This is a genomic window from Psychrobacter sp. TS_SC_6 (genome assembly GCF_056156305.1).
Genome location: NZ_CM149590.1, coordinates 2215388 through 2230622, shown reverse-complemented (window position 1 = coordinate 2230622; position 15235 = coordinate 2215388). Strand labels below are relative to the sequence as shown.

The following is a 15235-nucleotide window of genomic DNA, read 5'->3' as shown; positions in this document are numbered from 1 at the left end:
GCGAAGCGACAGATAAGCTAAAAAGTAATAGCTTTGATGATTATACAAAATGTATCGAGAATATTATGGCATTTCAATTGGGTGATGATAATAGTCAAAGCATGAATGAGATGAACCTCATTCCGCTGATCGACATCATGCTGGTATTGATGATTATCTTTTTATTGACGGCGACCGTACTGAATCCAACGGTACCATTAGATTTGCCAAAGACCAGTGCGACGTTAAATGAGACACCACCCGAAGCGATCCAAATCAGTATTGATAAAGATGCAGGGATATTTTGGGACAGCGACCCTATTAGTATGGAAGAGCTAGAAGTACGCTTGCAGCAGCAAAGTGCCGCTGGCAAAAATCCTTCTGTACAGCTACGTGCTGATAAAGACAGTAAATATGATACCGTCGCTCAAGTGTTGGCGGCAGCGAGTGAAGCGGGGCTAAGCAAAATAGCCTTTGTAAATGAATAACTGTTAAAGCCATAAGACTGTTAGAAATATCAGCAAGCTTATTGACAGAAAAATCAGCAGAATAATAATAAGAACCATTAAAATAATAAACTTTCTCTCCGGCCTCACAAGGTAATCTTGTGAGGTTTCCTTTATTTTATTGATGTATTATCCAACTTTTATTCTTTATAAATGCTTACCAGCCGTAGCCAAACGGGCGATAACCGTAGCCGCCATAGCGTCCAGGACCATAACCAAACGGATAAGGCGAACGCAAGTAATCAAGGTCACGTTGGCGAATATAGTAGTAACGTCCTTGCGCGTAAGCTTCTTCAAGTTTTTCAATGCCTTCAAGCGGACAGACAGGTTGCCAGTCGTAACCTTCACGACCACGCTTATAAGCATTTAGCTCGGTACAGTAATTTTTAAGCCCTAGCTGGCGACCTTGTTCCCACTGAATGCGGTTTGGCATCACAGCGCCAACACTGGCACAGCTATTGGCATAATGCCCAAAGTAATCACCCGAGCGCCCATTGATACCGTCAGCATAGCCAACTTCTTGCCAGTTATTGCTTTGGCACTGCTGTGGTGTCAGGCTTTTTTGGGTGGTAGCACAGCCTGATAAAGTAAATAGGGCAACGCTCATCAGCGTTGACACAACACAGTATTTATTGATCAGTCGCGTGCCCGATTTATGAGTAAAATTGGCACTTAATGAGTTTCGCTTAATAAGATTATTCATAATAAACCTGCGCGCGTTTAAAATTATGGTTTATCATAGCACCTTTTTAGGCTGACAACTTTTTGTATCCTGTTATCGAACAAGTAAATTTCTGTACTAAGTATTTGATATGCCAATGTAAATATCAGTGACTTTATAGGTAAGCTACTTGCTTGTCTCATGACGATAGAGAATCTAGCAAGCGGTAATTTGTATACTTGCTCTCTATTCTTCTTGATTTTTGCGTGCTGACACGCATCATAAATACGGTTCTAAAGGTCAGTCATATATATAAATAAGCGCTGCTATGAGCGAACTTATTAGCTAAAAGGTCAGATTGTCATGGGTATGTGGATTGCTATTCTCATTGTACTATTCGTATTAGGGAGTATGATGGCGCTCAAGCCGAGCGGTATCGATCAGCGTTTAGATAAGCTGCGTATGACCGCGCGCCGCTTGCAGCTCAATCCAAAGCTGGTCACTTGTCCTGACTGGATAAAGGGTAAAGACAACGAGCATGGTCGCGGGATGATGGGACAGTATTGCTTAATATTAGAAAATACCAATCTGCCATTTACCCGCTATCAAGTGATTGATGGGCAATGGCGACCAGATAGCAGTTTTGTCGATACGACTACAGAGGATAATAAGCTTATTGTGCCAACGGCCATTCGTGCTACTCAAAGCAATACCCATACGGTAATTAAGAAGCCCAATGTCAGTTTGGACAAGATGCCACTTGATTTGCCAGTCAGTATTGAACCCTATGTAAAAGGCTTATTGACTAAGGCCAATAGTATTGTGATTTATTGGGAAGATATTGCGTACGTGCGTCCTGCGACCAACCCTGCTTATCAGCAAAAATTGATTGAGAGCGATTTATTATTGCTTAAGCAAAAGCTTGAAGAGTGGGCGCTACAGATGCAAAAAAGCCTATAGAAATCGCGACAAGGTAGCAAATTGTTTTTTTGTCTCCATAAACACACGATATGCAAGTGCTTTTGGCAGACGTTCAGTCATTTTCAGTTGACAGTTTAAGCCTTAGCAGTGTAACGTCTTTATAACTGAATCCTTTCGTTATGGTTAACGTTTGTTTTATAACCGATTTTACTAGCAGCCATTACTACAATAATTTGCCATGCTCTTATAACCAAACTTATAAATGGCATGCTGTTAGACAATTCTTATTTTAATTTACTTATTATGGTGTCGTCACCTATGACAAAACCCACAACTAAAAAAAGCGCAGTGCCCGCTGCTGATAAACCCAAAGGTCGCCCAAAGGGTAAGTCTTTGGTGATTGTTGAATCACCCGCCAAAGCAAAAACCATCAATAAATACTTGGGTGATGATTTTATCGTGCGCTCAAGTATCGGTCATGTCCGTGATTTACCAGTCGGTGCGAGCAAAAGCGCAAAGAAACCAGCAACGACCAAAAAAGATGACAGCCTGACCAAAGAAGAGAAGACTCAGCAAGCATTGGTACGGCGCATGGGCGTTGACCCTGAGCATGACTGGGCAGCAGTCTATGAAGTCTTGCCAAACAAAACCAAGGTTATTAAAGAGCTAAAAGCCTTAGCCAAAGACGCTGATAAAATCTATCTTGCAACGGATATGGATAGAGAAGGAGAGGCGATTGCTTGGCATCTCAAGGAAGTCATCGGCGGCGCGGACAGTAAATATGAGCGCGTGGTCTTTAACGAGATTACCAAATCTGCTATTCAAAATGCCTTTAAACAGCCGTCCAAGCTCGACATTGACCGTGTTAATGCTCAGCAAGCGCGTCGTTTTTTAGACCGTGTCGTTGGCTTTATGGTATCGCCATTACTGTGGCAAAAGGTCGCTCGTGGTCTATCTGCCGGTCGTGTACAGTCAGTTGCTATGCGCTTGGTTGTTGAGCGCGAGCATGAAATTCGCGCCTTTACTCCAGAAGAATATTGGCAGATTCATGCCGATACTCATATTGCTGAGAGCAAAGCCACAGACGCTGAGCAAATTGGTATTCGTTTAGAAGCGACCAAGCAAGGCGGCAAAACGCTAAAGCTCATTAATAAAGAGCAGACCGATAAAGTATTAGAAGTTCTTGAAGCAAATGAATTTATTGTCAAAGAACGTGAAGAAAAGCCAACGCAGTCACGTCCAAGCGCGCCTTTTATTACTTCGACTTTGCAACAAGCAGCCAGTACACGATTAGGCTTTTCAGTTAAGAAAACCATGATTTTGGCGCAGCGTTTGTACGAAGCGGGTCATATTACTTATATGCGTACCGATTCGACTTTTTTATCAGGTGATGCACTTGCTGCTGTACGTGGCTATATCGAAGACAGCTATGGCGCAAAATACGTGCCAGAAAAGCCGAATTTCTATGGTAATAAACAAGGCGCACAAGAAGCGCATGAAGCCATACGTCCGTCTAACGTCAATATAAAGTCAACGCAGCTTAAAGGGGTTGAGCGTGATGCGATACGTTTATATGAGCTAATCTGGCGTCAGTTTGTGGCCTGTCAGATGTTACCAGCAAAATATTTATCAGTGAACTTATTCGTTGCTGCGGATGATGTCGAGCTAAAAGCGCGTGGTCGCACCTTGGTATTTGATGGTTATACTAAAGTCATGCCACCTGCCAAGACCGACGATAACTTATTACCTGATGTGAAAAAAGGTGATAAATTAACAGTAGATAAGCTTGATCCGAGTCAACATTTTACTAAGCCGCCACCGCGTTTTACTGAAGCAAGCTTGGTTAAAGAGCTTGAAAAGAAAGGTATTGGTCGTCCATCGACCTATGCTTCTATCATCTCGACCATTCAAGATCGTGGCTATGTAAAACTAGAAAACAAACGGTTATTTGCCGAAAAAATGGGTGATATCGTCACTGACAGATTGACGGCAAGTTTTCCAGATTTGATGGATTATACCTTTACCGCCGCGCTTGAGGACAAGCTTGACCATGTCGCAGAAGGCGATACAGACTGGAAAGATGTCCTCGATAATTTCTACGGGGATTTCAAGACGACCCTTGATCGCGCTAAAGAAAAAGATGGCATGCGCCCAAATGATCCGACTGATGTACCAGATGTGCATTGCGATCTTTGTGATCGTCCGATGCAATTGCGTACAGGCTCAACCGGCGTATTCTTAGGGTGTACAGGTTATAACTTATCACCAAAAGAGCGCTGTAAAGGTACTAAGAACTTAATGCCAGTCGAAGCTTTTGCCAATCTTGATGATGCAGAAGGTGATGATGAAGCGGCAGAAGTCAGAGATTTGATGGAGAAAAAGCGTTGCCCGAAATGTAGCACGGCAATGAATGGTTATATCGTTGATGGCGGTCTTAAGCTACATGTGTGTGGTAACAATCCTGATTGTGATGGTTACATCTTAGAAGAAGGCAAATTTGAAGTTCCTGGTTCTGATTCTCCAACTATTGACTGTAATAAGTGTGATGGGCAGATGGAGCTAAAGACTGGACGATTTGGTCCTTACTTTGCTTGTCAGCAATGTGACAATACCCGTAAAGTGTTAAAAACGGGTGAGGCTGCGCCGCCACGTATGGATCCTATCCATCTACCAGAGTTAAAATCGGTCAAGCATGAAGATTATTTTATCTTACGTGAAGGGGCAGCTGGCATGTTCTTAGCCGCATCTAAGTTCCCTAAAGTGCGCGAGACACGTCCGCCAAAGCTTACTGAGCTGCGAGAGATTAAAAATAAAATGGAAGATAAATTCCAGTATCTGTTTGAAGGACCAGATGAAGATCCGGATGGTAATCCGACGATTTTACGTTGGTCGCGTAAGAAAAAAGAGCAGTATATCGGCTCTGAGAAAAATGGCAAAGCCACACGTTGGGGCGTTTACTGGCGTAAAGGCGAGTGGGTAGAAGAATAACGGTTTTTCTATCGACAATAAAAAACCCTCTTAACCATATAATTTGGCTAAGAGGTTTTTTTTATGCAATTAAGCTCTCATCTTAAAACTTATTAGACTTTTTCAATGATACCGCAAGCCACGCGATCACCTGCATTACCCGCTGGTTGACTGGTGTAATCGTCAACACCGCTGTGCACGATAAAGGCTAGACGGTTAACACTATATTTACCGGCATCAGCAGCGGAGATTTTCTTATCTACATAGTTGATGGTTGCAACACCATCGGCATTTGCTGTTAGATTGGGCAGGTCGCCTGCATGACCATTCATGTCATCTGGATTAGAATGTGGTTTGTTATCTGGATTAAAGTGACCACCTGCGGCTTTCCCCATATCCGCACAGCTACCGGTTTCATGAATGTGTAATGACACGGTCTGACCCGGCTGCAAGTTCATCAGCTTACCGTATACCTGCACACCGCCATCAACGGGACGCAAAAACATTTGACCGACTTCATTTTTATCACCAGCAACAGCATTAATGGTCGATTTTAATACAGGTTGGTTTAAAGGATTGCCGGTTTGCATCTGACCTTCTACCGTTTGCGTTTGGCAACCTGTCATTGCTAAAGCAGAACTACATAATATTGCACTTGCAAGCATTGTCTTATTCATTATTATCTCCGTTTTAAATTCGTGTTTTTGATATCATCAATGATTTACTGTATCAGTATAGCTAGGCACTTGAAGGAGTTATTCACTAAAAGCGCAACAATCGGTTAATAAATGTAAGTTACTTATGGGGTCGGAATTTATTTACGGTGTTTTCTTGGCTTCGTTTTGCCATACTAAGGTTTCGCCTGTTGCCATCATTTGCAATAGGTTATAACGAGGTATATCGGTCTGATTGTCAGATTTTGGTGATATCGGTTGTGAGGGTTGTAAGCTTAAACTAAGAGTGCTTTTACTATTACTGATAAGTTTAGAGAGCTCGCTCTCAATTCTATTACCTGTCTCGCCGCAACCCATAAGTGTTTGTGGTCCTGAACCGACTAATAAAGTATGGTCTTTCATAAAAATAAAAGGACCGCCAACACCATTGCAGCTAGAGCTGAAAAACGCATATTGACTATTATCATACCCTCTAAATTTTAATGACACTGGAAAATCTGGATGATAAAAATCACCAATAGGCTGGCGAGATATTACCTGCCCTTTGTCATTGATAGTATTACGAACAGCGCTAACCAGTTGCCAGTCATAGCGCTCTAACAAGGCTTTATTAATAGGTAGTCCAGTCGGTTCTTTAAATGTTCTAACCGTACCATCAAATGTTAATGTATTTCCATTTTCGATTTTAACAACCAAGTTTTTCGATGCCATCTGAGTATTAACGAGATTGCTTTTTGCGACTGGTAATAGCTCAATATCTAATTGCATAGTGCTACTGTTATCAGGAAATAATGCTTTGATATTTGTATTATTTGTTTCATTTTCAGGAGCGTTTTTGCAGTTTGAGGGTTTTTCATTTAGCCTGCTACCATACTCAAAAGGTGGTGCAGACATCCATATGAATTTGATAGCAAAATGTTGGCAGCCTTGAGATAAGTTCAGTGAACTGGGCGCGATTTCTAAAGTAATCGGTGTATCAGTGCTAATATTAATGGCGTTACTTTTCTTATCTTTAATATGTGTTAACTGCCAATGATAATTACTTGCCCATTGCAGCGTTGTAGCTTCAGAAACTCTTTCATTAGCTACCACTACGATCTTTTCTTCTAGCTTTTCAGTTTTTACAATGGACTGATATGATATTGGATCAGAAGTGCTAGAGCCAGTCACTATTGAGTTAGTAGGTATATAGTTATCCTTTGCAATATTAGACTGACAGCCTACTAACCCTACTGGAAAAGAGATAGCGAGCAATAAGGATAGCGTTAAGCGATTTAAAATTAGGTGGTTTAACATTATGGCTATTTCCGAATAAACATTTGTCTAAAATATAGCATAAGGTTTAATATAGATTGTTGTTTTTTCATGCCAAAAAAAGCCACCCTTCATTACGAAGAGTGGCTCCTTAATTTATTAGATTAGTAACTAATCAGATTAGTTGTGTAGCGCTTTACCTTTGGTCTTATCAACCGTTACTTTGGTAGGTTTTAGTGGCACTGGCATACTGATCAAAGCCACTTTTAATATCTCATCAATCGTCGCCACTGGCTGAATGATTAGACCTGCTTTGACATTGTCAGGGATATCCGCCAAGTCGCGCTCATTAGTCGCTGGAATCAAGACGTGCTTGATTCCACCACGATGCGCCGCAAGTAGCTTCTCTTTTAGACCACCGATACGTAAGATTTTACCACGTAACGTAATCTCTCCTGTCATGGCAATATCTGAACGAATCGCGATACCTGTTAAGGCTGAGACCAGCGCTGTGGTGAGCGCGCCACCAGCAGATGGACCGTCTTTAGGTGTGGCGCCTTCTGGCATATGGACGTGGACGTCAGTCGTTTTAAAGGTCTCGTAGTCAATCCCTAAGCTATCACCGCGAGCACGTACTACGCTCATGGCAGCGCGAATAGATTCTTTCATCACATCGCCGAGTGAACCAGTAAAACTAAGCTCGCCTTTGCCTTTCATGGCGACGGCTTCGATGGTTAATAGTTCGCCACCGACCTGTGTCCATGCTAGACCAGTGATACGACCAATTTCAGGCGCTTCTTCAGCCAGACCATAGTCATATTGATGCACGCCTAAATAGTCATCAATGTTTTTGTCATCGACTACGACCAGTTGACGTTCTGCTCTTTTCGGAGCGCGGGCGCCATGCGTTTCGACCGAACCGCGAACGACTTTACGGCAGATTTTATTCACTTCACGCTCAAGGTTACGTACACCTGCTTCACGGGTATAGCTACGCACAATGCTATGCAGTGCTGCCTCAACGATCTCAATCTCGCCTTCTTTAAGCCCGTTATTTTTGATCGCTTTTGGCACCAGGTACTTCTGCGCGATATTCACTTTTTCTGCTTCGGTATAACCCGGTAGACGAATCACTTCCATACGGTCAAGCAACGCTGGCGGGATGTCCATGCTGTTCGCAGTACAGATAAACATCACTTGTGATAAATCTAAGTCCATATCTAAATAATGGTCATTGAAAGTATCATTCTGTGATGGGTCTAGCACTTCAAGCAATGCTGATGCTGGATCACCGCGGAAGTCATGCGCCATTTTATCGATTTCATCCAATAAGAAAAGCGGGTTTTTGACTTCTACTTTTGCAAGTGATTGAACAATTTTACCTGGCATTGCACCGATATACGTACGGCGATGACCACGAATCTCAGCTTCATCACGTACGCCGCCAAGCGCCATACGTACAAACTTGCGACCCGTTGCACGAGCAATCGACTCGCCCAATGAAGTTTTACCAACACCCGGAGGACCGACCAAGCAAAGAATAGGACCGCGCAGTTTTTTCACTCGTGATTGTACAGCGAGATACTCTAAGATGCGATCTTTGACATCTTGTAAGCCATAATGGTCTTCGTCTAGGACAGTTTTAGCTTTATCTAAATTGATAGAAACTTTAGTCGTCGCATTCCACGGCGTGTCCAAAATCCATTCAATATAGTTACGCACCACTGAAGATTCGCTCGAAGCCGGTGGCATCATTTTGAGCTTTTTCATCTCTTGCTCAGCTTTTTTGCGCACATCTTCTGGCAAGTCAGCTTCATCAAGACGTTGTTCAAGCTCAGCCACATCATCTTCAGCATCGAACGCACCGTCATTCATATCTGACAGCTCATTCTTAATGGCTTTCATCTTCTCATTTAAGAAGTATTCACGCTGATTGTCTTCCATTTGCTGACGGACAGCTTCTTGGATATCTTGTTCGATGTTTTGCTCAGCACTTTGCTTGACCAAATATTCAGTCAAAGTGTTGATATGGGTTTTGATATCATTTTGCTCTAAAAATGACTGTTTGATATCAAGATCCATCGACACACGAGTTGAGATAAAGTAGACCAACTCAAGCAAATCATCGATACGTTTTGCAACGCGCGTTAGCTCGCGCGCATTACGTAGACGTGCATCCGCATAGCTTTCAAACAGCGAGGTTAAAGCTTGAATCGTGTTTTTCTGCTGGCTCTCATCCATACTGACATCAAGGTCTGCACGCTCAAAGCTTGCCATCAATAATTCATCGTGATTTTCGATAGCATCGACGCGCGCACGATATTGACCCTCGATTAAGACTTTGATGCAGTTCTCATCGCTATCATGCGGCATGGTGCTGACGATGCGGCAGACCGTACCGTACTGGTATAGATTGTCTTGATCGATGTCTTCGGTCAAAGAGTCTTTTTGAGCCAAAACCAGTACTTTGTTGCCGTACTCAGCTTGTGCCAGCTCAACGGCTTTTACCGATGGCTCACGACCGACAAACAAGGCAATTTGCATATGCGGATAAACAACGACATCGCGCAGTGCCAATAATGGCAGATAATCTTCAACAGTATCTTCTTTACTGTCTTTCGCAGTGTCATCTTCTTGAGCGGCGTCAGACGCTGACTTGTTTTCTACTGCGTTATCAGACGCTGATTCTAACTCGTTCTGTTGCTCGTTTCCTAGCTCACTTTGCTGCTTGTTGTCATCAGCAACGTTAGGGGATACGTCGACATTGATGTCGATATTGTCTTTATCAATTTTATGTTCATTCATATATTCTTCCTCGTTCACCAGACTTGTAAAGTCAAGTTAGTGGTTCATGTTTAGATAAATGGTGCTGCTATATAAAATTGCAAGGCTCTGTTATCAACAGTTGAGAGAATATTGTGCCTTTATCTACTTTTTCTCTTCAGGCTATTAGGTTTTGCGCGTGGGTTTTATTTGTAAAATCAGGTAAAATAGCGCGCGTCTTAATCGCTCCGTTCAAATAGCAACTGTGTGGATTAAAAGGCTGAGACGACATAAGTAAATTGGCAGCATACCAAAATGGGTCGATAGCAGGCTACAAAGTATAGGATAAGGGGCGAGAATATGACCATCAATGCGGTACTACTGGCAGTTGTCATCATGCTAGGGTTGTCACTAGCGCGAGTGCACGTCGTGCTGAGCTTATTAATCGGTGCGCTGGCAGGTGGGCTCATCGCTGGTCTCGGTATGACTGATACCTTGAACGCCTTTCAAGAAGGGATTAAAAACGGCGCGCAAATCGCGCTGTCATATGCGCTGCTAGGTGCGTTTGCAGTAGCGATCGCTCATTCCGGCTTGCCACAATCTTTGGCAGGGGCGGTGATTAAGCGCATTGATGCAGGCGGCACCAGTGGCATGATTAAATACATGCTGTTTGCAGGTCTTGTCACTATGAGCTGCTTTAGCCAAAACTTAATTCCGATTCATATCGCCTTTATTCCGCTGCTTGTGCCGCCATTATTATTGGCATTTAACCGCATGCATATTGATAGACGCCTGATTGCTTGTCTGATTACCTTTGGACTTGTCACGACTTATATGTTTATTCCGTATGGGTTTGGCGATATTTATCTCAATCAAATCATGCTTAAAAACGTTGGTGAAGCGGGCATTGATATTACTGATATTTCTGTGGTTAAAGCGATGGCAATTCCTGCATTAGGGATGCTAATCGGTCTGCTGATCGCGGTATTTATCAGCTATCGTAAACCGCGTCAGTATCAGCAGCTAGCAATTGATAAAGCTGCACATGATGAAGTGTTAGAAGGTGACGCGTTAAGTAAAACTGCGGCTACGGCGCAGAAACAAAGTAAAATGAAAACGCTGGTGGCGTTGGCTGCAATTGTCACCGCTTTTGTGGTGCAGCTTTATACAGACTCGCTATTGCTGGGTTCTATGTTTGGCTTTGGTGTCTTTATGGCGACAGGCGTCGTCAAATGGCGTGATGCCGATACAGTGTTTAATGACGGTATCAAACTGATGGCGATGATTGGCTTTATTATGATTACGGCGCAAGGGTTTGCGGAAGTCATGAAAGCGACTGAGCAGATACAGCCTTTGGTTGATGGGGCGGCAGCATTATTTGGCGGTAATAAAGCGATGGCGGCGTTTATCATGCTGCTGATTGGTCTGATTGTGACCATGGGCATCGGCTCGTCATTCTCTACCATTCCTATTTTGGCAGCGATTTACGTACCGCTATGTATCTCGTTAGGATTTTCGCCACTCGCGACGGTTGCGATTATTGGTACGGCTGGCGCGTTAGGTGACGCAGGGTCGCCAGCATCAGATTCGACATTGGGGCCAACTTCTGGTCTAAATATCGACGGACAGCATGACCATATCAAAGACAGTGTGGTGCCGACCTTTATTCACTACAATATTCCGTTATTGGTGTTTGGTTGGATTGCAGCGATGGTGTTGTAGGTTTTTTAACTTAAATACTATCTAATAAAAAAGCCACTATATAGGTGGCTTTTGCATTTTGAGCTATTGGTTTGTCTTTAAGTGTTAAAGCTGAGTAGGATTCGCCCTACGCACCATAAAAAAGTTAATCTCGACTATCGGTGCGCGAGGCGCACCCTACAAGTTATTCAATATTTTTAAGTATGATCCTTGTCAGAGCTTTCATCAAAATCCTTAATTTCACCATTCAAGCTACTCAAAAATTCATCACTTTGCGCCATTAATTCATTTAAACGGCGTTCATTGATAGTATTTGCTAACTCGTCAGCGCTAAACGGTTGCTCTTGACTGTAGTAACGTTGCTCTCTAGCGTCCTCGTTGCCTAACGTTTGCAAATACTCGTCCACATTGTCAGCGCTAGAATTTTTTTCAGACTTTTTATGGTTATCTTTCATCAAAACCACCTTATGCCATTTGGTGTAATGAGGCCGTCTAATGGCACATCCCACGGCTGACGTTGTAATTGTTCAACCACCTGAAAATCATAACACCAGCCAATCTTTAACGGTTTTTTAGCGCCTGACTGATAGATTTTACCAAGCGTGGTGTCATAAAAACCGCCACCCATACCCATACGATTGCCGTTTAAGTCTACTGCTACCAGCGGGCAGATAATCACGTCTAATTCTTGCGCCCATAATAGCTTGCGATTTTGATTTTGTTTCATACCTAGGCGATGGATGCGGGTTGGCACATTTAACAATTTAGAATGGTAAATTGGTACAAAACGCAGCCTTTTGTCATTTTGACCCTGACTATCACGACCTAACGAACCCACAACAGGCAAATAAGGAAAATAGCCTAAGTGTTTACACCAATTTAGCAGTGGCTGTGTGGGCAGTTCACCAAAGCCATCATAATATAAGCCAATACGTGCATTCACTGGTAGCCGCTGCTGTAGCTTAGATAGATGCAAGCTTGCGGACAGAGCATATTGTCTACGTGCGCCATCACTTAACTGACGACGCTGGCGAGTAAAGTGTCGTCTGGGTGGGTTATTGATTTTATATGAGGTCAACTCAAGTTCTTTTGATTGAGGTTTTGATTGAGGAATTTTGGGTTCAGGATACATAGAGAGACGGTCCGGTCATATGTTAAGTTGGTAAGGACAGGCGTTTTTAGACGCGACTCGAGGCTATTTGTGAATATTCAACACGTTCTAGTCATGCTATCATAACGCCACTTTATATCGTATTCTCCTTTATGTGCAGCAGATGTTGCATTTTTTATGACTCAGCAATAAAACAACAAACCATCAAAGAGGGTAGTTATGTCGACACAGAATCAGGCAACTCGTATCGAAAAAGACACCATGGGCAACGTAGAAGTCCCAGCTGACGCTTATTGGGGTGCGCAAACGCAGCGTAGCCGTGAAAACTTCAAAATCGGTGGCGAGACATTGCCGCGTCCGATGATTGAAGCGATGGCGCTGGTCAAAAAAGCCGCTGCCATTACCAACGCCAGCCTTGAGCGTATCGACGGCGATAAGCGTGATCTAATCGTACAAGCGGCTGACGAAATCATCAACGGTGGTCTGGTCGATCAGTTCCCGCTAGTCGTATGGCAGACAGGGTCTGGCACACAGTCAAACATGAACATGAACGAAGTACTTGCCAACCGTGCCAACGAAATTGCTGGTTCTGAGCGCGGCAGCTACACGCCAATTCATCCAAATGACCATGTAAATCATGCTCAATCTACCAATGACAGCTTCCCAACGGCGATTCGTGTTGCTGCGGCTCGTGAAATCAATGGTTTATTGGTTCCAGCAGTAAAAGCACTACGTGATACGCTAGCTGCCAAAGCCAAAGAATTCGATAGCATCGTAAAAATCGGTCGTACGCATTTGCAAGACGCCACGCCTTTGACCTTAGGCCAAGAGTTCAGCGGCTATGTCAGCCAACTTGACCATTCATTGACTCGTATTGACAACGCGTTACAAGGCTTATATGAGTTACCACTAGGCGGTACGGCGGTTGGGACTGGTCTAAACGCCCATCCTGATTATGCAGTAAAATCAGCTGAGCAATTAGCGACATTGTCTGGTCTTCCATTTGTGACGTCACCAAATAAATTTGAAGCGCTTGCCGCTCGTGATGCGGAAGTGTTTGCTTCAGGCGCACTAAAAACGCTAGCAGCGAGCTTAAATAAAATCGCTAACGACATTCGTTGGTTGGCATCTGGCCCTCGTTGTGGATTGGGCGAATTGACGATTCCAGAGAATGAGCCAGGCTCATCTATCATGCCGGGTAAAGTGAACCCAACTCAGTCAGAAGCCATGACCATGGTTGTGGCGCAAGTCATGGGTAACGATGTCACTATCAGCATGGCAGGTGCATCAGGTAACTTTGAGCTAAACGTTTATAAGCCAGTTATCGCGTTTAACTTGTTGCAATCTATCAAGCTACTTGGCGATGCTTGCAACAGCTTCAACGAAAACTGTGCTGTGGGTATCGAGCCAGTAAAAGACAAAATTGATGACTTCTTGCATAACTCATTGATGCTAGTGACTGCATTGAACCGTCATGTTGGCTATGAGAATGCAGCAAAAATCGCTAAGACTGCTTACAAAGAAAACAAAACGTTGAAGCAAGTGGCGGTTGAGTTAGAGCTATTAACTGAAGCTCAGTTTGATGAGTGGGTGATTCCTGCTGATATGGTACATCCTAAGTAATTGTTCTAATGATTTCTTAGAATAGCAAAAAGACCTTGTCATGTGGCAAGGTCTTTTTTTGGTTGTAATTAGCATATCAAATTAAGAGAGTAACACTATATACTGATTGCTAGAGAGAAACGCTATGACTGATTTTTAGATATATATTTTCATATTATTGTGTATGTTATAAAACTGGAGCTCATGAATGTTTTTAAGTTCTAAGTCGCTTGAGAAGTTACGTATTTTGATTAATGAAGATACTGAGTATAGGTCAGGTCCTCAGCTTGTTCGCCTATTTAATAATCTTGGATTCAATGATACTTACGAACAAGGTTTCCCATCACGCTGGGTATATACTGATAAAAAATTGGAAGGTATTAATGGAACTCCTCAGCTAGATTGCTGTATCAAAGAATTATTTAATCCTGCCAACTTTATAGACCGTTTAGAAGACTTAGATAACTATATCGCGGGATTTAATAAATATATTGCTTTTGATAAATGGAAGGTAGTTCGTAACGGTGCTAATATTGATTTTAAGCGGTTGGATAAGATTGAGGTGCAGGAGCCTTTAAAACCTAATCAGACTAATACTGAGAACCAATTTTTAAGTCAGGAATTTTCAAATGTTTCTGTACAAAAAATTGGTTTAGAAGGAATGGTGTCGGAAGTAATAGAAGGAAGAATAAAAGAAATAGAAAGGTGCTATTCTTCAGAAGCCTATTTGTCTGTGATTATCATAGCAGGCAGTACTCTCGAAGGAGTTTTGTTAGGTTTAGCGAATCAGTATCCTAGACATTTTAATACTGCAAAATCCTCTCCTAAGGATAAATCAGGTAAAGTTTACGAACTCTCCAAATGGTCGCTAAGCTCTTTTATTGATGTTGCTTATGAATTAGGTTTGGTACAACATGATATTCAGAGATTTAGCCATACGCTACGAGATTTTCGGAACTATATTCATCCGCATCAGCAAATGAGTGTTGGATTTAATCCAAGAGAAGATACCGCCAAAATATGTTTACATGTATTGAAGGCAGCTATTCAAGAAATTGGAGAAAATATCTCAAAGGTTAAAGTATAGTTTTTATCA

12 protein-coding genes are annotated in these 15235 nt (G+C 42.7%); 6 read left to right on the top strand and 6 right to left on the bottom strand.

Going from position 1 to position 15235, the window contains the following annotated elements; translation table 11 throughout:
* Nucleotides 1–65: 65 nt before the first annotated feature.
* Nucleotides 66–467, top strand: a complete 402-nt coding sequence (locus AC0J5Y_RS09430) for an ExbD/TolR family protein (RefSeq protein WP_475130446.1) — start codon at nt 66–68, stop codon at nt 465–467.
* Between the two features lie 175 nt (nt 468–642).
* On the opposite strand, the gene AC0J5Y_RS09425 is transcribed toward AC0J5Y_RS09430, so the two are convergent.
* The gene (locus tag AC0J5Y_RS09425) at nt 643–1188 is read right to left on the bottom strand and encodes a DUF2799 domain-containing protein (RefSeq protein WP_475130445.1); all 546 of its coding nucleotides are present in this window, start codon (nt 1186–1188) and stop codon (nt 643–645) included.
* Between the two features lie 321 nt (nt 1189–1509).
* Here AC0J5Y_RS09425 and AC0J5Y_RS09420 point away from each other — a divergent pair, with 321 nt between their 5' ends.
* Nucleotides 1510–2106 (top strand): hypothetical protein, encoded by a 597-nt coding sequence (locus AC0J5Y_RS09420; protein ID WP_475130444.1) that lies wholly within the window; start codon nt 1510–1512, stop codon nt 2104–2106.
* Between the two features lie 279 nt (nt 2107–2385).
* Nucleotides 2386–5055 carry a type I DNA topoisomerase gene (gene topA / locus AC0J5Y_RS09415; RefSeq protein WP_475130443.1) on the top strand — a complete coding sequence of 890 codons (2670 nt, stop codon included), beginning with the start codon at nt 2386–2388 and terminating at the stop codon, nt 5053–5055.
* A 92-nt stretch (nt 5056–5147) separates the two neighbouring features.
* On the opposite strand, the gene AC0J5Y_RS09410 is transcribed toward topA, so the two are convergent.
* The 3 genes from AC0J5Y_RS09410 to lon all read right to left on the bottom strand — a co-directional run bounded on the left by AC0J5Y_RS09410 (nt 5148) and on the right by lon (nt 9767).
* Entirely contained in the window at nt 5148–5711 is a 564-nt protein-coding gene (locus tag AC0J5Y_RS09410; protein ID WP_475130442.1) for a superoxide dismutase family protein, read from the bottom strand.
* Nucleotides 5712–5852: 141 nt separating this feature from the next.
* Entirely contained in the window at nt 5853–7004 is a 1152-nt protein-coding gene (locus AC0J5Y_RS09405; protein ID WP_475130441.1) for an META domain-containing protein, read from the bottom strand.
* 138 nt (nt 7005–7142) lie between these two features.
* Nucleotides 7143–9767 carry an endopeptidase La gene (gene lon / locus AC0J5Y_RS09400; protein WP_475130440.1) on the bottom strand — a complete coding sequence of 875 codons (2625 nt, stop codon included), beginning with the start codon at nt 9765–9767 and terminating at the stop codon, nt 7143–7145.
* Nucleotides 9768–10085: 318 nt separating this feature from the next.
* Here lon and AC0J5Y_RS09395 point away from each other — a divergent pair, with 318 nt between their 5' ends.
* Nucleotides 10086–11447, top strand: coding sequence for a Na+/H+ antiporter family protein (locus AC0J5Y_RS09395; RefSeq protein WP_475130439.1), 1362 nt, complete (start codon nt 10086–10088; stop codon nt 11445–11447).
* A 176-nt stretch (nt 11448–11623) separates the two neighbouring features.
* Here the strand turns inward: AC0J5Y_RS09395 and AC0J5Y_RS09390 are convergent, their stop codons facing one another.
* Both AC0J5Y_RS09390 and AC0J5Y_RS09385 read right to left on the bottom strand, forming a co-directional pair.
* Entirely contained in the window at nt 11624–11881 is a 258-nt protein-coding gene (locus tag AC0J5Y_RS09390) for a hypothetical protein (protein ID WP_475130438.1), read from the bottom strand.
* The gene (locus tag AC0J5Y_RS09385) at nt 11881–12504 is read right to left on the bottom strand and encodes a 5-formyltetrahydrofolate cyclo-ligase (protein WP_475130437.1); all 624 of its coding nucleotides are present in this window, start codon (nt 12502–12504) and stop codon (nt 11881–11883) included. The genes AC0J5Y_RS09390 and AC0J5Y_RS09385 overlap by 1 nt, the downstream gene beginning before the upstream one ends.
* Before the next feature lie 252 nt (nt 12505–12756).
* Between AC0J5Y_RS09385 and fumC the strand changes: the two genes are divergently transcribed.
* Nucleotides 12757–14160, top strand: coding sequence for a class II fumarate hydratase (gene fumC / locus AC0J5Y_RS09380; RefSeq protein WP_475130436.1), 1404 nt, complete (start codon nt 12757–12759; stop codon nt 14158–14160).
* A 187-nt stretch (nt 14161–14347) separates the two neighbouring features.
* Entirely contained in the window at nt 14348–15226 is an 879-nt protein-coding gene (locus AC0J5Y_RS09375; RefSeq protein ID WP_475130435.1) for a hypothetical protein, read from the top strand.
* The last annotated feature ends 9 nt before the right edge of the window (nt 15227–15235 follow it).